The organism is Pseudomonas promysalinigenes (assembly GCF_014269025.2).
GTDB lineage: Bacteria > Pseudomonadota > Gammaproteobacteria > Pseudomonadales > Pseudomonadaceae > Aquipseudomonas > Aquipseudomonas promysalinigenes.
In genome coordinates this window covers 361,919-384,059 of record NZ_CP077094.1, presented here as the reverse complement: position 1 = coordinate 384,059, position 22,141 = coordinate 361,919, and the positions used below count along the sequence as shown (strand labels likewise).

The following is a 22,141-nucleotide window of genomic DNA, read 5'->3' as shown; positions in this document are numbered from 1 at the left end:
CAACAGACATGATTCGGTACCGTGATGAAAAGCCCCACCATCCGCCGCTGGTCGATGATCCATACCTGGAGCAGCCTGGTCTGTACCCTGTTCCTGCTGTTGCTGGCGCTGACCGGCCTACCCCTGATCTTCCACCACGAACTCGAACACCTGCTCGGTGACGCTGCCCAACTCCGCCAGATGCCGGCAGGCACTGCGCACCTTGACCTGCAACAGCTGGTCATCGAAGCCCAGAAATACCGGCCAGGCGAAGTCGTTCAGTACCTAGGCTTCGACGAAGACGAGCCAAACGGCGTGCTCACGATCACCGCCGCCACGGCCGGCACCGAACCCAATTCGTCGCATACCTTCATGCTCGACGCCCGCACCGGCGAACCGGTAGCGATGCCCGCCGCAAACGGCGGCTTCATGATGCTCATGCTGCGCCTGCACGTAGACATGTTCGCAGGGCTGCCAGGCAAACTGCTGCTGGCCTTCATGGGAGTGCTGTTCATCGTTGCGATCGTGTCGGGCACGGTGCTCTATGCGCCGTTCATGCGCCGCTTGGATTTCGCCACCGTGCGTCACGACAAGTCCCGCCGCCTGCGCTGGCTTGACCTGCACAACCTGATCGGCGTAGTCACCCTGGCCTGGGCATTGACCGTGGGCGTGACCGGCGTGATCAGTGCGCTGTCCGACCTGGTCATCGCCGCCTGGCGCAATGACAGCCTGGCTGCGATGGTTGCGCCCTACCAGGATGCCCCACCACTGACCGAGCGCGCCCCGGCCACAGCGCTGCTGAGCATCGCCGAGCGAGCGGCACCAGGTATGCGTGCGGATTTCATCGCCTTCCCCGGCACCCGTTTTTCCAGCGAGCATCATTACGCCGTATTCATGAAAGGCGCCACGCACCTGACCTCGCACCTGCTGACGCCGGTGCTGATCGATGCCCGCACGCTGCAAGTCACCGCCGTCGGTGAGCGCCCTTGGTACATGGATGCCATGGGCCTGTCGCAGCCTTTGCACTTCGGTGACTATGGCGGGCGGCCCATGCAGATACTCTGGGCCGTGCTCGATGGGTTGACCATCATCGTGCTCGGCAGTGGCCTGTACCTATGGTTGGGCAAGCATCGTCGCACCAGGGAGGCCAAGGCATGAGCCACCGCTCGCGCTCCACCGCCAGGATCTTTCTCTGGCCCGCCGCCATCGCCCTGTTGTGTGCGCTTGGCCTGTTCGCCGCGCTGTTGGGTGACGGCGCCTGGGACATGCTCGCCTGGCTGGGCCTTGGCCTGCCGGCAGCCTTGAGCCTGCGCGCCATGATTCGCTGAGGTAGCGGATTACCCCATGGCCTGCGCAGGCCCAGGGCAGCATGCCCGCTTCCAGACACCCGGAGCGGACCATGCTACCCCTGCAACGTATCGAATTTCTTCATAGCCAGGTGCTGGCGCTACTGGCGACGATGCCCGTGGCCAGCGTGCCACTGCCCTCGCGCCAGCAGCTGCATGGCGAATTGGCCGCCTTCTGGGCGGCCACCGACGGCCAGGGCCGTTCACGCAGCACGCGCCTGGCCGACATACGCCGGGCGATGATGCACGCCGAAGCGGACCTGCGCGTGGCCGATCAGACCTTGAGCGTAGAACTGGCCACCACCCTTAGTGTGTTCCTTGACCTGCCTTTCGCGTGGCAGCGCCACCACCAACCCTTGGCGGGGCGTGCGCAAGCCTATCGGCCGGTACTCGCCCGCTCCCGCCCAGCATGGCGGGCCGCGTTACCCGGCCTGTTCGTGATCGCCACCGGTCAGCCCGAAGGGCAAGACCTTCAAGCCCAGCAGGCAACCGGCCCGGTGTTGCTCTGGGGCCTGGCCCAAGGCCTGGAGAGCTATCCATCGCTGCAGGCCCTGCACCAGGAGTTGTGCGAGCGCCTGGATGACCCGCTTCAGGGCGGCCCATTGCTGCAACTGCTGGTCGAGCCAAGCCAGATCGAAAACGCCCGCCAAGCCGATCGCTTGCGCTATGAGTGGTACGCCGACGACCCGCTGCAGGCACAGGTCGAACAATTGCTCGCCAGCCAGCGTCTGCGCCTGAACCAGGCCTGGCCGGCGCTGCAGGATGCCAGCCCGCAACAAGCTGCGCAGACGCTGAGCGAGGCTTTGGCACTGCAAACGCAGGCCGGGAGCAAGGCTCTGCTCGATACCCGCTACGCGGCGCTGCTGGAAAAGAACCTGCCCAACTGGCTCAGCTCAGCAACCCCTCAGGCGCTCGCGCACATCATGCAAGGTATGCAGGAATTGGTGGCCATCGGTGAGCAAGTCGCCGCGCCCGGCATCCTGACCCTCAGGCAGTTTCAGCACCACGATACCTTGCGGCACTGGGCCAGCCAGCGGGTGCAGGAGCGTCTGCGCAACGACCTGGGCCTGCTCGCGCAGCCTTCGAGCATTTACGTGCATGTCACGCATACCCGCCAGACCGGGCCTTGGCTGAACCCCTTACAGCCCTCCGCCCATGTGACCTGGCGAGGTTTCGAACGGGTGGGAGGGGAGTTGATCGAGGCCTACCGCACAAGTTACACCCTGGATGAACTGGCGGTACGCAACGTGGCATGGTTCGACTTCGACTATTGGCTCACTGCACGGGTGACCACGACCGGGAGCACGCCTCTGCCGGCCGAACTCAATCCGGGCTATATCAAAGCGTTGGTTCGGCAGCTGAACGTGGGGGACGGTTACGCCAGCTACCTACGTACGCAGTTGCTCGATACACCGCTGGGGCGCTGGCGCCTGCTGGCTCACAGCAAGGTCAACCGCGCACGCATGCGCGCCGAGGTAGCCAAAGCACGCTACGCCGGGCACCTGAGCAGCGACTGGTCGGAACGCCATTACCGCTGGGTGCAACAGGTGCTGGCGCAGCCGCACAATGCGCTGCGGCCCAAGGTGGATGGGCACAAGGTGGTGGCCCGGCAGGTGCTGATCGAAGGCCATACCGCCCAGGGCTTGTTGCTGCTTGCCAGCGAATCGGCCAACGACTCAAGCTTCGTGCTTTATACCCCGAGCGCACCCGACCGCCGCGCCTGGCGGTCATTCGCCAGCCCACGCGCCCTGCTGCGGATGCTACGAAGCAAGCCGCGGCTGCGTGACTATATGGCCCAACGCCTGCCGCTACTGCCCGCCGCACAGGTCCAAACACTGCTGGTCAAAGGGCGACTCGGCAAAGCGTTGAGCACTCCTGCCATCGAAGACGACCTGTTCCATGCCTGCTACATGGCCGAGGTACGTGCTGCACTGGCCACCGCCGATGCCCACAGCCACAGCACCGGCGAAGTTGATATCGAGCAAGCGCTGAAATTGGGCTGGACCATGCTTGACCTGATCAGCATGTTCCTGCCATCCAGGGTCATGATTCCGCTGGCACTGGGGCGCATGGCGCTGGAAATCTGGAATGGCGTACAGGCCTACCACGAGGATGACTTGAACGCCGTACTCAGCCAAGCCTACAACGCCCTTAGCCACCTCAACGATGCCGGTACTAGCCTGGCCAGCACCGGGTTGATGCGTCGGGTATTGCGCGGCATGCCCAAGCAGCCGCCGTTGCCACTACCGCTGCGTTTCAGCGTAACCCCTGCAACGACCAATCTTCGCTACCACATCGAGGGTTTGTACGGCGAACAGGTGTACGAGAAAGAGTCGGCCATCGAAGGGTTGTCCGAATATTTCATACAGGATGCTCAAGGGCGTTATTACAGAGTTACTTTCGACGGCCGGCGCTGGGGCGCGATCGACCCTGCCAGGCCGGACGCCTACCTGACACAGCCCGTCAAGCGCCTGGCTAATGGTGAGTGGGTGATCGACTCACCGCTGCTGTGGTACGACGGCCTGCCGGACCTGACGCGGCTGCTGGGCGATTGCCGCCTGCAGCAGCCCTTGAACGGTGTCGCTACCGGGGAGGCCAACGGTTTATTCAGCACCCAAGAGCAGCTGTATCTGCAGACCACCGCCGGTCAGCTGCCGCTACGCCGCCACCTGCTGCCCAACCTGTATCACCTGCCTATACCGGGCGCCGAAAACGCCGGGGTCACCCCTTGGGCCGTGCTGCGCTGGCAGGACAGGCAGTGGCGCATTCGGGTGCGCCAAGCCGGGCGCAGCAGTGACTGGCTTGCCCTGCCCGAGGCTTACTCGGCCAGTTTGGGCAGCAGCCGCTCAAGCCGCTGATGCAAGGCACTGCCACTGGGCCAGTTGCGCAATAGCCTTGCTCGGTCACGGGCAAAGGCCGAGGCGAAGCTGAGCTGGGTGGCGTGTTGGCACATGGCGTCCAGGTCGATCAACGACCATTGGCCCTTGTCCCAGAACAGGTTGTGCCCCTTGAAATCACCATGGCTGATGCGTTCACGAATCAGCTGGTGCATCAGCCGAACCAGAGCATCGACCTGATCATCGGGCGCATCGCCGTTATCCACATAGGGCGCAAAGCATGCCGTCAGGTCGGGCCCGTCGACGTACTCGGTAACCAGATAGGCACGGCTGCGCAGGCCCAGCACACGTTGCTCCAGTACCGCCAACGGGCGGGGCGTGGCGATGTCGAGAAATGCCAGGCGATTGCCTTCGATCCACGAGTGCCAGGCCCGGCTCGGGCGCCAGAAACGCTTGAACCAATGGGCGGTGTTCTTGATGTTGTAGCGCTTAAGCACCAGCTTGCGGCCGTTGATCTCGATACGGGCGACGCTGGCTGCACCACCGGTTTTGTACAAATGGCCCTGGTCGATGAGCTCATCGGCCTGCGCCAATACCGGCAGCATGGCATCCACTTCTTCGCGGCGGATCGCCTGCAGGCCCGAAAGGCTGCGTTGCACACTGAACAAGCTGCACTCGCGACCGGCTTTCTCTAGGTAGTCCTTCTGCCGCCAGCTGCGCACCTTGTCCACCTGCTTCTGCAACGCTTCCAGCGGCAGGGCATGCTCGGCGTTGGCTAGCAGGTAATGCACCAGCAGCTCCTCGAGGAACGGCTCCAGACGCTTGGGTAACTGCGCGAAAAACACCCCGAGGTTTTCCAGAACGCGAGGGCGTGAAAGCTGCTGGCCTGGCGTTTCGGCCTTGATCCCGGCGCCGTCGATCAAATAAAGCTTGCCGCCGTGGCGCAGCAGGTTATCCAGGTGCAGGTCTTCCTGCCACAGGCCTTTGGCATGCATCTGTGCCACAGCGCCAAGGGCTTCGCCCAGCACCGCCTGCTGCTCGTCAGCCAGCACTGGCAAGTGCTGCACCGCGGCCCAGGCATCGGCCAGGCTTTCAGCGCCGTCCAGGAATTCGAACAGCAACCAGCCACCCTCACCCTCGGTAAGGCCATCGGCCAGCAGACGCGGCGTGGTCAAGCCCTGTTTGGCCAACAGTTTCACGCCATCGAGTTCGCGCTGAAAATGCCGCGCAGCGTTGCCACCAACCAGCAGCTTGGCCAGCACCGGAATGCCGCGCCACACGCCTGCGCCCACGTAACGCTGCCCAGGCAGCACGCGCAGCAGGCTCAGTAATTGCAGGTCAGCCGTGCCGGCGGCATCGGCCAGGGTAATGTTCAGGGGCAGCGACGGGCTGCGCCCAGCCGCTTTGAGTTCAGACAAACGCATCAGCGAGCCTCTTTTTCACGACGGCGTAGCGTCAGGCGTTGCAGCCAGGTGCCAACCAAAGGGCTTTCGGCAGGTTGTTGCAGGTAGGCGGCGAGCAACTGGCGCACCTCGGCTGCCCCCCAGACCGTAGCCCGGCGCAGCAGTGGTTCCAGATCACGCAGGCGATCACGCATGCCGAACAGCAACGGCCGGGTCTTTTCTAGATCGATCAACTGCGCTTCCCAACCCTCGCGGCGCTGGCGCAGGAAGATGTGCTTGGGATAGAAGCAACCATGAACCTGGCCGGCACCATGCAGGGTGCGCGCAAGTTGGCCACAGGCCTTGAGAATGCCGGCCTGAGCCACTTCATCGAGCTGCGACCACTGGCCCAGCAGGCTTTCGAGGTCACGCCACTCGTCCAGCGCACGGGTCATCAAGATCGCCCGGTGCTCGCCATTGTGCTTACGCTCGCCGTAGTACACCGCCTGCAAGGCAGGAATGTGCAGCTTCTGGTAGCGGCTGATGTTGCGAAATTCGCGGGCGAATGTCGGTTCGCCGAACGGTCGATGCAAAGTACGGGTCAGGTAATTGCTCTGGCGCTTGAGGTAATAGCCTTTGCCTTCGAGCTCCAGGCGATAGACGCTGCTCCAGCCACCGCGGCCGGTATTGGGTTCGTCCACGGCTTCCAGCTGCAGGGCCCACAACGCCTCGAAGTCATTCAAGCCATGGCGTTTGAGCAACGCAAGGTCCGCGCTGGCCAGGTAATCGGTCATTCCCTTCCCTCGAAAAAGCTCAGCACCTGACGAATGCGGCGCTTGTCGCGCGCAGTCAGGCGTCGGCGCCCGCGGTATTGCAGATAGAAACGCAGGCGCTGAGTGGCCGTCAGGTGATACTTGGCTACCTTGTCCAGGCAGGCCAGGTCTTTGATCATGCGATGACGCCACATGAAGCCCCGCCAGAAGTCGCCGGTCGGGCAGTCGATGAAGAACAGCGTACCCAGATCGTCGACCAGCAGGTTGCGCCATTTCAAGTCGTTGTGGGCGAAGCGGTGCTCATGCATCACCCGGGTGTGACGCGCCAGCTGGCGGCTGAGCTTGTCTACCCAGACGCGGTCGGCCAGGCGTGGGTCGTTGCGCTCGGCCAACGCCGACAGGTCTTCGGTACGCGGCAGTTCACGGGTGATCATGGCCCCACGGCCGAATGCCAGGCCCTTGCGCTCCAGGCCCCAGGCCACCACCTCGGCCGTGGGAATCTCCCACTTGGCGAACTGCTTGAGGTTCTGCCATTCCGCCTTGATACGTGGCCGGCCCAGATAGCGGCGCATGTGCTTGCCCGCGCCAGTGTAACGCTTGACGTAATAGTTGACCCCGTCACGCTCGACACGGATGACCTCGCTCAGCGGGTCGCGCGTCAGGTGCTCGCCCTTCAGAGCGAACACCGCATCGAGGCTGCCGAAGTCCGACGCCAGATGTTCGTAGCCCGGCGCCAGTGTCCAACCCGACATCAGAGTGCATCCCCATAGCGTTGCTTACGATCGTAGAGTTTCTGCGCTTTGGCTTCGAGCCAGCCGAGCAGCGCGGCTTCTTCGGCCAGCACCTGGCGCAGCGGGCGCTGGAAGTAACCGCGCAGAAAGCGCAGCTTGTCGCGCCGCGTAAGGCCGATATCCAGCGCCGAGAAGTAAAGCGCTGCCAAGTCCTTGTCGCGCCAGCGGCGGCTGATTTTCGCTCGGGTCTGCGCGCGGTGCAGGTCGATCACCGACAGTTTGAAGTCTTCTGGCGTCACCGGCCGATCAGTGTGCAGCAGGAAGTGGCAGATATAGCAGTCACGGTGGTTGACCCCGGCGCGATGCATGCCGCCGGTCATCTTCGCCACCTCAGCGATCAAGGCACGCTTGAGCCGCGGTGCAGGCGGTTGTTTGACCCAATCGATGCTGAAGTCTTCCAGGCTGATGGTCGGCGCCAGCTCCTGGGTGATGATGAACGAATGCTGGCTGGCCGGGTTGCTGCCTCGCTCCCCGTAAGCCACGGCAGTCATGGTCGGCACGCCTGCCTCGTGCAGGCGCTCGATGGCCCGCCATTCCTGGCCCGCACCGAGCACCGGTAGCTTGGCGCTGAACAGGTTCTTGAAGATCTCGCCCCAGCCGATGCCGCGGTGGATCTTGACGAAGAACCCTTCGCCGGCCACTTCGGTACGCAACGTGCGGCGCCCTTCCAGCTCGCGGTAAACCTCGCCTTGCAGTGCCTCCACGGCTTCGAAAGGGTCACGCCCAGCCCACAACTGCTTGAAGGGTTCGGCCAGTATCAGCTTCATGCGCTCTCCTGCCCCAGAATCACATCGGCAGCATGCTGCGGCATGCTGTAGAGGTCGGCGCTGTCGGCAAAGGCCAAGCCATTGCGCGACCAGTTGGCGCGGGCCTGCCCATCGTCGAGCATGCGCTTGAGGTAGTCATTGAGCTGTTGCTGTTCGAACGGTTCATCAAGCACCAGGCCACTGTCGGCTTCGGCAATGTAGTGGGCGTAGCCGCACACCTTGGAAACCAGTACCGGCAAGCCGGCCACCAGCGCTTCGAGCAGCACCGTACCGGTGTTCTCGTTGTAGGCTGGGTGAATCAGCAGGTCGGCGCCCAGCAAAAAGCGCGGAATGTCACTGCGGCCCTTGAGGAACTGCACCTGCTCGCCCAGGCCCAACGTGGCGCTTTGCAGCTGGAACACCTTAGGGTCGTCCTGGCCGATGACCATCAGCCTGGTCCGTTTGCGCAGTGCCGAGGGCAGCGCGGCCAGAGCCTTGAGGCTGCGGTCGACGCCCTTGGTCTTGAAGCCTGAACCGATCTGCACCATCAGCAAGTCGTCATCGCCAAGGTTGAACTCCTTGCGAAATTCAGCGCGGATCTCGGCGGCGTTGGCCGGCGCGCGGCGATCCTGGGAGATGCCAGGCGGCAGCAGATGGAAGCGCTCCACCGGGGTGGCGTAGTGCTTGATGAACAGCGGCTGCTGCACCTCGGAAATCATCAGCACTTGAGTGTGTGCATCCTTGGCGAACACGGCGCGCTCATACTCGGCGAAATGCCGGTAGCGCCCCCAGCGGCGGTACAGCCCACCGCGCAGGGTTTGCGCCTTGTCTTCGAAGCAGCCATCGGCGGCGTAGTACACATCCAGCCCCGGCATCTTGTTGAAGCCGATCAGGCGGTCGACCGGGCGTATGGCCAGGTCCGCTTGCATCCAGGCGGTGAGTTTCTCGTTACGCCGATGGTTGAAGAGCGCCTTGACCGGCGCCACCAGCACTTCAAAGCCCGGCGGAATGTCACCCTCCCAGATCAGCGTGTAGACACGGATCTGGTGGCCCCGCTTCTGGCACTCCAGGGCAATGCGCATGAAATCGCGCTGCAGCCCGCCGAAGGGGAAATACTTGTAAAGCACGAAAGCCAGTTGCATCAACGAACATCCTCAGCCAGCAGCAGCGCGCTCAGGCGGCTCGCGACATGCTCGGGATTCAAGCGAGTGAAGCACAGCGGCCACTCGCGTTTCAGATCGAACCGGCGCAGATCTTCGGCGCTCGGTTTATAGGTGCATTTCTTTTGCAGGCACGGCGCGCAAGGGAAATCGCTGGCCTGGTGAACCTGCACGCGGCCATAGGCGCCGGTAAGGCCCGGGTTGGTTGGGCCGAACAGGGAAATGGTCGGAACATCCAGTGCGGCGGCCAGGTGACCGAGGCCGGTATCCACCGCCACACACGCTTTAGCCGCCGCCAGCACGCGGGCGACCCCGGCAAGGTTCAACTTGGGGAGCACCTGGCAATTGTTCAAGCCTTGGGCGATGCGCTCGGCCCGGGCTTTCTCCGCCGGGTTGCCCCACGGCAGGCGCACCTGCAGCTTGCGCCTGCCTAGGCGTTCAGCCAGTTCGCGCCAGTAGGCCTCGGGCCAGTGCTTGGTCGCCCATGTGGTGCCGTGCAGAAACACCACGTAGGGCGCAGCCGCAGGCAACTGCAGGCGATCCAGGTCAAGGCCATAGTTGCCGATGCCCTCTGGCAGGTCGTAGGCCAATGCCATGGCGAACAACTGCCGCACCCGCTCCACCGCATGCTGGCCGACGGCAACCGACAACGGCCGGTCATAGAAGCGGCTGGCCCAGCCTTCGCGGGCTGAATAGCGGTCAAGCCCGGCAACTGGCGCCTTGACATAGCGGGTCAACCACGCCGACTTGACCAGGCCTTGGGCATCGATCACCAAGTCGTACTTGCGTGCGCGCAGGGGCTGTTTGAAGGCCTTCCACTCGCCGCTCTTGATCGTCTGCCAGAGGTTCTTGCGCCAACGGCGGATGGCCACGGGAATCACCTGATCCACCGCTGGGTGCCAGCTGGGGATCTCGGCAAAGCCCTCTTCCACCACCCAGTCGAACCGGATGCCAGGGATGGCGTGGGCGGCGTCGGTCAATGCCGGCAAGGTGTGGATCACATCACCCAGCGACGAGGTCTTGATGATCAGTACCCGCACTTAGTCGACCTCTGCCACGGCATCGATCAGGTTCGGCCCACCCAGGCTGTGCAATGCGGCAATCACCCTGCCAGGCTCCAGCAGGCGCAGGCAGTTGTAATGGCCGAAGCGGCAGGTGCGGTCGAAGCAAGGGCTGCACTCGATGCCGGTGCGTACCACTTCCACTTGCTCGGCCAAAGGCGGCGTAAAGCCTGGTGAGGTAGAGCCATATACCGCGACCAACGGGCGGTTCAGCGCGGCAGCCACGTGCATCAGGCCCGAGTCGTTGGACACCACGGCATCGGCGCAGGACATCAGGTCGATGGCCTCGGCCAACGAGGTTTCCCCGGCCAGGTTATACGACTCCTCACGCAGCCCTGGAATGAGCCGCTCGCGGATCTGCTCCCCCACTGGGTGGTCGTTCTTCGAGCCGAACAGCCACACTTGCCAGCCTTGGCGGATCATTGCCTCGGCCACAGTGGCGTAGTGCTCGGCGGGCCAACGCTTGGCCTCGCCGAACTCGGCGCCAGGGCATAGCGCCAGCAACGGGCGATCCAGCGCCAGGCCGAACTTGGCCAGTGCCGCCTCGCGGCTTTGCGCCTGGATCTGCAGGCGTGGCCGTGGATACGGCTGCGGCAACTCGGCACCCGGCGCGTAGGCCAATGCCATGAAGCGCTCGATCATCAGCGGATAGCGGGCCTTGTCCAGCTTGCGCACGTCGTTGAGCAGGCCGAAACGCATTTCACCGCGCCAGCCCGTGCGTTTGGCAATGCCGGCAAAGAACGGTACCAATGCCGACTTCATGGAGTTGGGCAGCAGGATGGCCTGGTCGTACTGGCCAGCCAGGGACTTGCCGATGCGCCGGCGGGTTGCCAACTCTAGCGCGCCGTGGCCGAGCGGGAAGCTCAAGGCCTGGCGCACCTCGGGCATGCGCTCGAGGATCGGCCGACTCCACTCGGGTGCCAGCACGTCGATCACGCAGTCCGGATGCTGCTGTTTCAGGCACTGGAACAGGGTTTGCGCCATTACCATGTCGCCGACCCAGCTGGGGCCAATGATCAGTATTCTCATGCTTAGTCCAGAAACGCTCGGGGAGGCTACAGGCTGCGTAAAGCCTGGCCTCCCCTCTTTATATTCAGGCTATGTGGCGGACAGTGTACCACTCGGGCAGATCCCTGGCTGATCGCAGCCCGTGGGAGCGGGTTGCCCCGCCAACACGGGCCAAGCCCGTGCCAGGCACCGCGGTGCCTTCTTCGCAGGTAAACCCGCCCCCACAAGCGCTGCGGTGTGCTCAGGTCAAACCCAATTCACCCCAGATCCGCCGCACCTGGCGCCGCTCATCGGCAAACTGCGCCGCATCGATCACCCCGGCCTGCTTCTGCAGGGCCTGGCGGTGCGACGCCGAGCGGAACGCCTTGTACACCTCACGCAACAGTACCGCGTCACTGGCCGGCATCAAACCTGCCTGCTCCAGCTCCTCCAGAATGCGGATGTTATCGGTCCATCGAAGTATGGCCGGGTGCTCGTGTGACCAGGCCAAAGCGGCGTATTGCACCATAAATTCGATATCGACGATACCGCCGGCATCCTGCTTGATGTCGAACGCCATGCCGGCATCGAAGGCATTGGCAGCGGTGCCTGCTGCGGTGGCTTTGGTGCCGAGGTTGTCACGCATCTTGGCGCGCATCTCACTCACTTCGCCGCGCAACTTGGCAAGGTCGCGGGGCTGGCCCAGAACCTTGGCGCGCACGGCCTCGAAGCCCTTGGCCACTTGCTCGCAGCCCACCAGCACACGGGCGCGCACCAGCGCCTGATGCTCCCAGGTCCAGGCCTCGTTCTGCTGATAGCGCTCGAACGCCCCCAGCGAACTGACCAGCAGCCCCGCGGCGCCGGACGGGCGCAGACGCATGTCGACCTCGTACAGCTGGCCAGAGTTGGTCTGGGTGGTCAGCAGGTGGATGATGCGCTGGCCCAGGCGGGTGAAGAATTGCGCGCTGTCGATGGGCTTGGCGCCATCGGTCTCTGCTTGCGGGTCACCATCGTGGATGAACACCAGGTCCAGGTCCGAACCATGGCCCAGCTCCAGCCCGCCAACCTTGCCGTAGCCGATGATGACGAAGCCTGGGTCGCACAAACTGCCATCGCTGCGCTTGGGCTGGCCGTGGCGGGCCACGGTCTGGCGCCAAGCCAGGGCGAGCACCTGGTCGAGAATCGCTTCGGCCAGCCAAGTCAGGTAATCGCTGACTTTCATCAAAGGTAGGTTGCCGCTGATTTCCGATGCCGCCACCCGCAGGCTGTGGGCCAGCTTGAAATGACGCAACGCTTCCATCTGCTGTTCCAGGTCATCCTCGGGGATGCGTGTCAGCCGCTCGCGCAACTCGGCAGCCAGCTCCGGCGCCAACGGTGGGCTGAACAGGCGGCCCTCGTTGAGCAGCTCATCGAGCAGCAATGGATAGCGGGCGATCTGTTCGGCGATCCACGGGCTGGCCGCGCACAGGGTCAGCAAGCGGCGCAAGGCGCCGGGGTTTTCGGTAAGCAGAACCAGATAGGCCGAGCGCCGCGCCACGGCCTCGACCAGTGGTAACACGCGTTCGAGCACTAGGTCGGGGTTGTCGTGCTCGACCGCCTGGGCCAGCAGACGGGGGATGAAGGCATCCAACCGCTCACGGCCGATGCGCTGCATCGAGCGCAATTGCGGGCTGGCACGCAGAGCGGCCAGGCGGCGCAGGGCCTCGGCCGGCTGTTCGAAGCCGGCCTCTTGCAACTGTCGGCCAGCCGCCTCTTCATCCTGGGCCTGCTCCCACAGCGGCGACCATTCGCCACCCACCACCAGCTCGCCTTCGCCTTCATCCTCGTCCGGGTCGGCGATGACCTGGCGGAAGTGCCAATCCACGCGGGTTCGCCAATGCATCAGTTGTGCATGAAAACTTTGCCAATCGGTAAAGCCGAGCATGTAAGCGACACGCTCCCGGTCCAGCTCATCCTCCGGCAGCATCTGCGTCTGCCGGTCGGCAATGGCCTGGATGGCGTGCTCGGTGTAGCGCAGAAACTCATAGCCTTCGCGCAGCTCTGCCACCACCGCAGGCGGCAGGTAACCCTGGCCTTCCAGTGTCGCCAGCACCTTGAGCAGCGGCCGCTGCTGCAGGCTCAGGTCGCGACCACCGTGGATCAGCTGGAAGGCCTGGGCGATGAACTCGACTTCGCGGATGCCGCCAGCGCCCAGCTTGATGTTGTCGGCCATGCCCTTGCGCCGAACCTCCTGCTGAATCAGCTGCTTCATGGTGCGCAGCGCTTCGATGGCCGAGAAGTCGAGGTAGCGCCGGTACACGAACGGGCGCAGCATCTCTTGCAACTGGGCGCCAGCAGCCTGGTCACCGGCCACTACCCGCGCCTTGATCATCGCGTAACGCTCCCAGTCGCGGCCCTGGTCCTGGTAATACTGCTCCAGCGCATTGAAGCTCAGCACCAGCGCGCCGGCCGAGCCGTAGGGGCGCAGGCGCATGTCGACCCGGAACACGAAACCGTCGACGGTGACCGGGTCCAGGGCTTTGATCAGGCGTTGGCCAAGGCGGGTGAAAAATTCCTGGTTGTCCAGCGAACGCTTGACCCCTTGTGTCTCGCCGCCCTCTGGGAAGGCGAAGATCAGGTCGATGTCCGACGACAGGTTCAATTCCACCGCCCCCAACTTGCCCATGCCCAGCACCACCATATGCTGTGCCTGACCGCTGCGGTTGCCGATGGGGGTGCCGAACTGCTGGCAGTGGCGCGGGTACAGCCATTGGTAGGCTTCGTCGATGGCGGCGTCGGCAAGGTCGGACAGGTCGCGGCAGGTTTCGCCCAGCTCGGCCTGGCGGGTGATGTCACGCCAGATGATGCGCAGTTGCTGGCGGTTGCGCTCGCGGCGCAGGTTACGCGCCAGTTCCTCTTCGCTTTGCGCGGCCTGGGCCGCAGCGCTAACGTGCCCACGCAGCTCGCCGGGCGCGTACCGGCGATCCAGCTCACCGCTGGCGAGCAGGGCGAACAGCATCGTCGGCTCGCGTTGTGCCAGGCCCAGCACGAAGTCACTGGCGGCGGCCACTTGGTCGAACTGCTGGCGGTGCAGCGCAGACCACGATTGCAGGTCGAGTTCAGCGTGGCCCGCCACCGCATCGCTCAAAAACTGCTGATTGCGTACGACCAACGGTTGCAGTGAAACAGGCAGTGCGGGCGGCAAAGGCAGGCGCATGGTCTATCCTTGATCGGCGTGAAATGAAGGGGAAAAAGCGGCCGCGAGGTTGCCGGACCACGGTTGGACTGTCGTACAAAAGTTGGAAATAGCTGAAAAAAACGAATCATTGGCAAGAAACATCACGATCCACCTGTTCGCTGCACACCGCCAACCAACATGAACGATTTTCCTCACAAGCCGAGGTGCGACCAAACGTCGCATTTGTGTAGTTTTACTACTACCCATAAGCTGCAAAAGCATGAAATGCCCGAGCAAATGTAGTAAAACTACACGGCGCCGGGAGACACCCCGGTAATCCAAGAATTCACGACGTCTGCCCATAAGGCCAGTCGCAAACTCAGGCCCCCGATTCTGGTGGCCTTTCCGCCCTGGAGCAAGCCATGCAAGACCTCGATCCAATCGAAACCCAGGAATGGCTGGATGCCCTGGAGTCGGTCCTCGACAAAGAAGGCGAAGACCGCGCTCATTACCTGATGACCCGCATGGGCGAGCTGGCCACCCGCAGTGGCTCTCAGCTGCCGTACGCGATCACCACGCCATACCGCAACACCATCCCTGTCACCCACGAAGCACGCATGCCTGGCGACCTGTTCATGGAACGCCGCATTCGCTCGATGGTGCGTTGGAACGCGCTGGCCATGGTGATGCGCACCAACCTGAAGGACTCGGACCTGGGCGGCCACATCTCCAGCTTCGCCTCCAGTGCCACCCTGTATGACATCGGCTTCAACTACTTCTTCCAGGCTCCGACCGAAGAGCACGGCGGCGACCTGATCTTCTATCAAGGCCATGCTTCGCCAGGCGTTTACGCCCGTGCCTTCATGGAAGGCCGCATCAGCGAAGAGCAGATGAACAACTTCCGCCAGGAAGTGGACGGTAAAGGCCTGTCCTCGTACCCGCACCCATGGCTGATGCCTGACTTCTGGCAGTTCCCGACCGTTTCGATGGGGCTGGGCCCGATCCAGGCCATCTACCAGGCGCGTTTCATGAAGTACCTGGAAGCGCGCGGCTTCATCCCTGCCGGCAAGCAGAAGGTCTGGTGCTTCATGGGCGACGGCGAGTGCGACGAGCCCGAATCCCTGGGCGCGATCGCCCTGGCCGGCCGCGAGAAGCTGGACAACCTGATCTTCGTCATCAACTGCAACCTGCAGCGCCTCGACGGCCCGGTTCGCGGCAACGGCAAGATCATCCAGGAACTCGAAGGCGTGTTCCGTGGCGGTGGCTGGAACGTCAACAAGGTAGTCTGGGGCCGCTTCTGGGACCCACTGTTCGCCAAGGACACCAACGGTGCCCTGCAGCGCCGCATGGACGAAGTCATCGACGGCGAGTACCAGAACTACAAAGCCAAAGACGGCGCCTATGTGCGTGAGCACTTCTTCAACACCCCAGAGCTCAAGGCCATGGTCGAAGACCTGTCCGACGACGAGATCTGGAAGCTCAACCGTGGCGGCCACGACCCGTACAAGGTCTACGCGGCTTACCACCAGGCTGTGAACCACAAAGACCAGCCTACCGTCATCCTGGCCAAGACCATCAAGGGTTACGGTACCGGTGCCGGCGAAGCCAAGAACACCGCGCACAACACCAAGAAGGTCGACGTCGACAGCCTGCGCCACTTCCGTGACCGCTTCGACATCCCGGTCAAGGATGCCGAGCTGGAAAACCTGCCATTCTTCAAACCCGAAGAAGGTTCGGCCGAAGCCAAGTACCTGGCCGAACGCCGCGCTGCCCTGGGCGGTTTCGTGCCACAGCGCCGGGCCAAGAGCTTCAGCGTACCGACCCCGCCACTGGAAACGCTCAAAGCGATCCTGGACGGCTCGGGCGACCGCGAAATCTCCACCACCATGGCCTTCGTGCGTATTCTGGCGCAGCTGGTCAAGGACAAGGACATCGGCCAGCGCATCGTGCCGATCATCCCGGACGAAGCCCGTACCTTCGGTATGGAAGGCATGTTCCGCCAGCTGGGTATCTACTCGTCGGTCGGCCAGCTCTATGAGCCAGTCGATAAAGACCAGGTGATGTTCTACCGCGAAGACAAGAAGGGCCAGATTCTCGAGGAAGGCATCAACGAAGCCGGCGCCATGTCGTCGTTCATCGCTGCCGGTACCTCGTACAGCTGCCACAACCAGCCGATGCTGCCGTTCTACATCTTCTACTCGATGTTCGGCTTCCAGCGCATTGGCGACCTGGCCTGGGCCGCTGGCGACAGCCGCACCCGTGGCTTCCTGATCGGCGGTACCGCCGGCCGTACCACCCTCAACGGTGAAGGCCTGCAGCACGAAGACGGTCACAGCCACATGATGGCCGGTACCATCCCGAACTGCCGCACCTACGATCCGACCTACGGCTACGAGCTGGCGGTGATCATTCAGGACGGCATGAAGAAGATGACCGAAGAGCAACAGGACATCTTCTACTACATCACCGTGATGAACGAATCCTACCAGCAGCCAGCCATGCCGGCCGGTGTCGAGGAAGGCATCATCAAGGGCATGTACCTGCTCGAGGAAGATACCCGCGAAGCTGCGCACCACGTACAGCTGATGGGCTCGGGCACCATCCTGCGCGAAGTCCGCGAAGCGGCGAAGATCCTGCGTGAAGAGTTCAACGTCGGTGCCGACGTGTGGAGCGTCACCAGCTTCAACGAACTGCGTCGCGACGGCCTGGCCGTGGAACGCGCCAACCGCCTCAAGCCTGGCCAGAAGCCACAGCAGACCTACGTCGAGCAGTGCCTGAACGGTCGTAAAGGGCCGGTCATCGCCTCCACCGACTACATGAAGCTGTTCGCCGAGCAGATTCGCCAGTGGGTACCGAGCAAAGAGTTCAAAGTCCTGGGTACCGACGGTTACGGTCGCAGCGACAGCCGCAAGAAGCTGCGTCACTTCTTCGAAGTCGACCGCCACTTCGTGGTGCTGGCTGCCCTGGAAGCCCTGGCTGACCGTGGTGAGATCGAACCCAAGGTTGTGGCTGACGCCATCGTCAAGTTCGGCATCGACCCGGACAAGCGCAACCCACTGGACTGCTGAGGAGTATTTTTAAGTGAGCGAACTCATTCGCGTACCTGACATCGGCAGCGGTGAAGGTGAAATCATCGAGCTGTTCGTCAAGGTCGGTGACCGTATCGAGGCTGACCAGAGCCTGCTGACCCTGGAGTCCGACAAGGCCTCCATGGAGATCCCTGCGCCCAAGGCCGGTGTGATCAAAGAGCTCAAGGTCAAGCTGGGTGATCGCCTGAAAGAAGGCGACGAACTGCTGGTTTTGGAAGCTGAGGGCGCCGCTGCTGCGGCGCCTGAGGCTCCGGCCGCCGCCGCCGCGCCTGCTGAAGCACCAGCACCGGCTCCGGCTGCCGAAGCTGCCCCTGCTCCGGCCGCAGCCCCGGCTGCTGCCAGCGTGCAAGACATCCACGTGCCGGACATCGGCTCGTCGGGCAAGGCCAAGATCATCGAAGTGCTGGTCAAGGTCGGCGACACCGTCGAAGCTGACCAGTCGCTGATAACCCTGGAGTCCGACAAGGCCTCCATGGAAATCCCATCGCCAGCCGCTGGCGTGGTCGAAGAAGTGCTGTGCAAGCTCGAAGACGAAGTCGGCACTGGCGACCTGATCTTCAAGCTCAAGGTCGCGGGCGCCGCCCCGGCTGCTGCACCGGCCCCGGCCGCTGCCGAGCCAGCCAAGGCAGAGGCGGCGCCTGCCGCCGCGCCAGCCGCTGCCCCGGCACCCGCTGCCGCCCCTGCTCCGGCTGCCACTGCGCCGGCAGCCGGCAGCAACGCCAAGGTCCACGCAGGCCCGGCGGTTCGCCAACTGGCCCGTGAATTTGGTGTCGATCTGGGCGCCGTTGCGGCCACCGGCCCGCATGGCCGCATCCTCAAGGAAGACGTGCAGGTCTACGTCAAGGCGATGATGCAGAAGGCCAAGGAAGCACCGGCCGCCGGTGCCACCGGCGGCGCTGGCATCCCGCCGATCCCGGCAGTGGACTTCAGCAAGTTCGGTGAAGTGGAAGAAGTCGCCCTGACCCGCCTGATGCAGGTCGGCGCCACCAACCTGCACCGCAGCTGGCTGAACGTGCCGCACGTGACCCAGTTCGACTCGGCCGACATCACCGAGCTGGAAGCTTTCCGCGTTGCGCAGAAGGCCGTGGCCGAGAAGGCTGGCGTGAAGCTGACCGTGCTGCCGCTGCTGCTCAAGGCCTGCGCATTCCTGCTCAAGGAACTGCCAGACTTCAACAGCTCGCTGGCACCAAGCGGCAAGGCCATCATCCGCAAGAAGTACGTGCACATCGGCTTTGCCGTGGACACCCCGGACGGCCTGCTGGTCCCTGTGATCAAGAACGTCGACCAGAAGAGCCTGCTGCAACTGGCTGCCGAAGCCGCTGCACTGGCCGAGAAAGCACGCACCAAGAAGCTGTCGGCTGACGACATGCAAGGCGCCTGCTTCACCATCTCCAGCCTCGGCCACATTGGCGGCACCGGCTTCACGCCGATCGTCAACGCGCCGGAAGTGGCGATCCTGGGCGTCTCCAAGGCGACCATGCAGCCCGTCTGGGATGGCAAAGCCTTCCAGCCGAAGCTGATGCTGCCACTGTCGCTGTCCTACGATCACCGTGTGATCAACGGCGCGGCCGCCGCACGCTTCACCAAGCGTCTTGGTGACGTGCTGGGCGATATCCGCACCATGCTGCTGTAATGCGGCACACTGCCCCTCCCGGCGAGGGGCAGCACCTTTTTCGAGCTGCCACGCTCGTACCTCAACCCCGCCAATTGGCGGGGCTTTTTTTGTCCGCCGTTAGGGGGTGGGCGTGTGAGATCCAGCGCCGCCCGCGCGGCGCATCGCGAGCTGCGCTCGCTCCTACGTTTGTTTCCGGCCAATTGATCCTGTGGGATTTGCGCGCGGACGCCTTGGTGCATGGCGCAATATCGCGTCGTACAGACAAGGCGGTCGCGCGCGCCTGCTACAGGCGTTACTGGCCCGAAACAAACGTAGGAGCGAGCAAAGCTCGCGATGCGCCGCGCGGGCGGCGCTCGATCTCACAGGCGCCAAATCACTCAAGACAAATTAAGGATTTCGCCCCTCCAGCCGAAACATCTACAAGACAGCCCTCATGGCCGCTTGCCAGCCTCCGGGACATGATGCAACCTTGCCAGATACGCAGCCGTCCAGGCCGCGTCCCCTTCAAGCGAGTCTTCGATGAAAAGCCAACCCGATGCCGCTAGCCGTGTGGCGGCCGAGGTCGTCACGCCGCTCCCCGTGCCCTCGCGGCTGGGCATGCTGCGTTTCGAAAGGCTCAACGAAGCGAGCTGGGCGATGCTGTACCTGGACCCGGCCTGCGACCGCCAATTCGGCATGCCCGCGCCACAACTGTGCGCCCTGGTCGATTCACCCTACGCCAGCCTGATGGAACCCGAGGCGCGCTACCGGCTGCACGATGAAATTCAGCTGCAACTGAACAAGCGCGGTTACTACCGCGTGCGCTACACCTTGCACACCCAGGCCCGTGCGTTGCGTCTGCTGGAGGCCGGCGAGGCATTCAAGCAGCACAACCGCCAGTTGCTGCGCGGGTTCCTGACAGTGCTCGATGATGAAGAAGAAGGCGAAGCCGACTCCAGTGACCTGGAATCACGCAACAACCGCCTGCAACTAGCCCTGCAGATCAACCAACGCGCCCAGCAGGTACAGCTCGAGCACCTGGAACGCGTGCGCGCCCAGCAGGATCTTATTCTGCGCCTGGCCCGGCAGCGGTACAGTGCCGAGAACTCGCTGCTCGAAGCGGCTGAGCTGATCACCCGTAGTGCCTGTGAAATCTACAAGGTCGATTGCGCCAGCATCTGGTACCTGGACGAACAACGCCTGCAGCCGATCAGTGCCTGGCTGCACAAGGAGCAGGTCCATCGCTTGCCCGAGCCAATTGACGCCAGCCGTTTTCCGGACTACCTCGAAGCCCTGCACGCCAGCCGTGCCATCGACGCCCACAACGCCAAGCACGATCCGCGTACCCGCGAGCTGGCAGAAAGCCTGTACGCGGACAACAACGCCATGCTCGACGCCAGTATCCGCGTCGATGGCCAAGTGGTCGGTGTGTTGTGCCTGGAGCAGACCGCCCAACCACGTGCCTGGCAGTCGGATGAAATCGCCTTTGCCGGCGAGCTGGCCGACCAGTTCGCCCAGGTCATCACCAACCACAACCGGCGAACCGCCGCCAGCGCCTTGCACCTGTTCCAGCGGGCGGTCGAGCAAAGCGCCAGCGCCTTCCTGCTGGTCAACCGCGACGGTGTGGTGGAGTACGTCAACCCAAGCTTCACGGCGATCACCCAGTACAGCACCGAGGAAGTCCAAGGCCATCACCTGGCCGAGCTGCCCGCCTTGGAAAACCTCAGCGAGCTGCTGTTCGACTCACCGTCGAGCCTGGCCATGGGCAACAGCTGGCAGGGCGAATTCAAGAGCCGGCGCAAAAACCTCGAACCCTACTGGGGCCAACTGTCGATCTCCAAGGTGTACGGCGACAACCGCGAGCTGACCCATTACATCGGCATCTATGAAGACATCACCCAGAGCAAGCTGGCCCAACAGCGCATCGAACGGCTGGCCTACACCGATAACCTGACCAATCTGGGCAACCGCCCGGCGTTCATCCGCAAGCTCGACGAGCGCTTCGCCCGCGACAGCGAGAAACCGATCTGCCTGCTGCTGGTGGACATCGACAACTTCAAGCGGATCAACGACAGCCTCGGCCACCAGACCGGCGACAAACTGTTGATCAGCCTTGCCCGGCGCCTGCGCAACAGCCTCAGCGCCAACGGTGTGCTGGCGCGTTTCGCCAGCAACGAGTTCGCCGTACTGCTCGATGACACAGGCCTGGAAGAAGGCCAGGGGGTCGCCCTGCAACTGCTGCGAACCCTCGATAAACCGATGTTCGTCGACAACCAGCTGATCAACGTCACCGCCTCCGTGGGGCTTGCGTGTGCACCGCTGCATGGCAGCGACCCGACGACGCTGATGAAAAATGCAGGGCTTGCCCTGCACAAGGCCAAGGCCAACGGCAAGCACCAGGTGCAGGTGTTCACCGAAGTGCTCAATGCCGAGGCCAGCTACAAGCTGTTCGTCGAAAACAACCTGCGCCGCGCGCTAACCCAGAACGAGCTCGAGGTGTTCTACCAGCCCAAGCTGTGCCTGCGCAGTGGCCGCTTGCTGGGCCTGGAGGCGCTGCTGCGCTGGAACCACCCCGAACGCGGCATGATCCGCCCAGACCAGTTCATCAGCGTGGCCGAAGAAACCGGGCTCATCATCCCCATCGGCAAGTGGGTGGTGCGCCAGTCCTGCCGCATGAGCCAGCAGTTGCAGCAAGCCGGCATGGGCTGCCTGCAGGTGGCGATCAACCTGTCGCCCAAGCAATTCTCCGACCCTGACCTGGTCGCCTCCATCGCCTCGATTCTCAAAGAAGAAGGCCTGCCTGCGCATCTGCTGGAGCTGGAGCTGACCGAAGGCCTGCTGCTCGAAGCTAGCGAAGATACCCACCGCCAGCTCGACGAGCTCAAGGCCCTGGGCCTGACCCTGGCGATGGACGACTTCGGTACGGGTTATTCGTCGTTGAGCTACCTGAAGAAGTTTCCGATCGATATCATCAAGATCGACCGCAGCTTCATCAACGAGATCCCCGATAACCAGGACGACATGGAGATCACCTCGGCCGTAGTGGCCATGGCCCACAACCTCAAGCTCAAGGTCGTGGCCGAGGGCATCGAGACGCCAGAGCAATTGGCGTTCCTGCGCCGGCACCGCTGCGATGTCGGCCAAGGCTACCTGTTCGACCGGCCGATACCGGGCAGTGAGCTGGAAGCAAAACTCAAGCGCTATCCGCGCGGTCCAATGGCCTGACAGCAGCGCCAAGC

At 63.4% G+C, this 22,141-nt stretch carries 14 protein-coding genes; 6 read left to right on the top strand and 8 right to left on the bottom strand.

Going from position 1 to position 22,141, the window contains the following annotated elements; translation table 11 throughout:
* Positions 1 to 24: 24 nt before the first annotated feature.
* The 3 genes from HU725_RS01745 (at position 25) to HU725_RS01735 (ending at position 4,183) form a co-directional block, all read left to right on the top strand.
* On the top strand, positions 25 to 1,137 hold the full coding sequence (locus HU725_RS01745; protein ID WP_186478604.1) for a PepSY-associated TM helix domain-containing protein: 1,113 nt from the start codon (positions 25 to 27) through the stop codon (positions 1,135 to 1,137).
* Entirely contained in the window at positions 1,134 to 1,307 is a 174-nt protein-coding gene (locus HU725_RS01740) for a hypothetical protein (protein WP_186478603.1), read from the top strand. Before HU725_RS01745 ends, HU725_RS01740 begins: the two co-directional genes overlap by 4 nt.
* Positions 1,308 to 1,378: 71 nt before the next feature.
* Positions 1,379 to 4,183 carry a dermonecrotic toxin domain-containing protein gene (locus HU725_RS01735; protein WP_186478602.1) on the top strand — a complete coding sequence of 935 codons (2,805 nt, stop codon included), beginning with the start codon at positions 1,379 to 1,381 and terminating at the stop codon, positions 4,181 to 4,183.
* Here the strand turns inward: HU725_RS01735 and HU725_RS01730 are convergent.
* The 8 genes from HU725_RS01730 to glnE form a co-directional block, all read right to left on the bottom strand.
* Positions 4,144 to 5,586 (bottom strand): lipopolysaccharide kinase InaA family protein, encoded by a 1,443-nt coding sequence (locus tag HU725_RS01730; RefSeq protein WP_186478601.1) that lies wholly within the window; start codon positions 5,584 to 5,586, stop codon positions 4,144 to 4,146. The genes HU725_RS01735 and HU725_RS01730 overlap by 40 nt on opposite strands.
* Positions 5,586 to 6,338, bottom strand: a complete 753-nt coding sequence (locus tag HU725_RS01725) for a lipopolysaccharide kinase InaA family protein (RefSeq protein WP_186478600.1) — start codon at positions 6,336 to 6,338, stop codon at positions 5,586 to 5,588. Before HU725_RS01725 ends, HU725_RS01730 begins: the two co-directional genes overlap by 1 nt.
* Positions 6,335 to 7,069 (bottom strand): lipopolysaccharide kinase InaA family protein, encoded by a 735-nt coding sequence (locus HU725_RS01720; protein WP_060477417.1) that lies wholly within the window; start codon positions 7,067 to 7,069, stop codon positions 6,335 to 6,337. Before HU725_RS01720 ends, HU725_RS01725 begins: the two co-directional genes overlap by 4 nt.
* On the bottom strand, positions 7,069 to 7,875 hold the full coding sequence (rfaP, locus tag HU725_RS01715; RefSeq protein WP_060477416.1) for a lipopolysaccharide core heptose(I) kinase RfaP: 807 nt from the start codon (positions 7,873 to 7,875) through the stop codon (positions 7,069 to 7,071). The genes HU725_RS01720 and rfaP overlap by 1 nt, the downstream gene beginning before the upstream one ends.
* Positions 7,872 to 8,996: a glycosyltransferase family 4 protein gene (locus HU725_RS01710; RefSeq protein WP_186478599.1), complete on the bottom strand. Its 1,125-nt coding sequence runs from the start codon at positions 8,994 to 8,996 to the stop codon at positions 7,872 to 7,874. The genes rfaP and HU725_RS01710 overlap by 4 nt, the downstream gene beginning before the upstream one ends.
* Positions 8,996 to 10,054 carry a lipopolysaccharide heptosyltransferase I gene (gene waaC, locus HU725_RS01705; protein WP_186478598.1) on the bottom strand — a complete coding sequence of 353 codons (1,059 nt, stop codon included), beginning with the start codon at positions 10,052 to 10,054 and terminating at the stop codon, positions 8,996 to 8,998. Before waaC ends, HU725_RS01710 begins: the two co-directional genes overlap by 1 nt.
* Positions 10,055 to 11,104, bottom strand: coding sequence for a lipopolysaccharide heptosyltransferase II (waaF, locus tag HU725_RS01700; RefSeq protein ID WP_060477413.1), 1,050 nt, complete (start codon positions 11,102 to 11,104; stop codon positions 10,055 to 10,057). It lies immediately after the preceding gene.
* A gap of 220 nt (positions 11,105 to 11,324) precedes the next feature.
* A complete protein-coding gene (glnE, locus tag HU725_RS01695; RefSeq protein WP_186478597.1) occupies positions 11,325 to 14,258 on the bottom strand; it encodes a bifunctional [glutamate--ammonia ligase]-adenylyl-L-tyrosine phosphorylase/[glutamate--ammonia-ligase] adenylyltransferase in 2,934 nt (977 codons plus the stop codon).
* Between the two features lie 383 nt (positions 14,259 to 14,641).
* On the opposite strand from glnE, the gene aceE reads away from it, so the two are divergent.
* The 3 genes from aceE (at position 14,642) to HU725_RS01680 (ending at position 22,127) form a co-directional block, all read left to right on the top strand.
* A complete protein-coding gene (gene aceE, locus HU725_RS01690) occupies positions 14,642 to 17,287 on the top strand; it encodes a pyruvate dehydrogenase (acetyl-transferring), homodimeric type (protein WP_060477411.1) in 2,646 nt (881 codons plus the stop codon).
* Between the two features lie 13 nt (positions 17,288 to 17,300).
* The gene (gene aceF / locus HU725_RS01685) at positions 17,301 to 18,941 is read left to right on the top strand and encodes a dihydrolipoyllysine-residue acetyltransferase (RefSeq protein WP_060477410.1); all 1,641 of its coding nucleotides are present in this window, start codon (positions 17,301 to 17,303) and stop codon (positions 18,939 to 18,941) included.
* Between the two features lie 501 nt (positions 18,942 to 19,442).
* Positions 19,443 to 22,127: a putative bifunctional diguanylate cyclase/phosphodiesterase gene (locus tag HU725_RS01680; RefSeq protein WP_186479003.1), complete on the top strand. Its 2,685-nt coding sequence runs from the start codon at positions 19,443 to 19,445 to the stop codon at positions 22,125 to 22,127.
* Positions 22,128 to 22,141: the final 14 nt, after the last annotated feature.

What these genes read in the sequence shown, in the direction of transcription:
- HU725_RS01745 (WP_186478604.1), top strand. Translation starts at nt 25, where the DNA reads ATGAAAAGCCCCACCATCCGCCGCTGGTCGATGATCCATACCTGGAGC.
- HU725_RS01740 (WP_186478603.1), top strand. Translation starts at nt 1,134, where the DNA reads ATGAGCCACCGCTCGCGCTCCACCGCCAGGATCTTTCTCTGGCCCGCC.
- HU725_RS01735 (WP_186478602.1), top strand. Translation starts at nt 1,379, where the DNA reads ATGCTACCCCTGCAACGTATCGAATTTCTTCATAGCCAGGTGCTGGCG.
- HU725_RS01730 (WP_186478601.1), bottom strand. Translation starts at nt 5,586, where the DNA reads ATGCGTTTGTCTGAACTCAAAGCGGCTGGGCGCAGCCCGTCGCTGCCC.
- HU725_RS01725 (WP_186478600.1), bottom strand. Translation starts at nt 6,338, where the DNA reads ATGACCGATTACCTGGCCAGCGCGGACCTTGCGTTGCTCAAACGCCAT.
- HU725_RS01720 (WP_060477417.1), bottom strand. Translation starts at nt 7,069, where the DNA reads ATGTCGGGTTGGACACTGGCGCCGGGCTACGAACATCTGGCGTCGGAC.
- rfaP (WP_060477416.1), bottom strand. Translation starts at nt 7,875, where the DNA reads ATGAAGCTGATACTGGCCGAACCCTTCAAGCAGTTGTGGGCTGGGCGT.
- HU725_RS01710 (WP_186478599.1), bottom strand. Translation starts at nt 8,996, where the DNA reads ATGCAACTGGCTTTCGTGCTTTACAAGTATTTCCCCTTCGGCGGGCTG.
- waaF (WP_060477413.1), bottom strand. Translation starts at nt 11,104, where the DNA reads ATGAGAATACTGATCATTGGCCCCAGCTGGGTCGGCGACATGGTAATG.
- glnE (WP_186478597.1), bottom strand. Translation starts at nt 14,258, where the DNA reads ATGCGCCTGCCTTTGCCGCCCGCACTGCCTGTTTCACTGCAACCGTTG.
- aceE (WP_060477411.1), top strand. Translation starts at nt 14,642, where the DNA reads ATGCAAGACCTCGATCCAATCGAAACCCAGGAATGGCTGGATGCCCTG.
- HU725_RS01680 (WP_186479003.1), top strand. Translation starts at nt 19,443, where the DNA reads ATGAAAAGCCAACCCGATGCCGCTAGCCGTGTGGCGGCCGAGGTCGTC.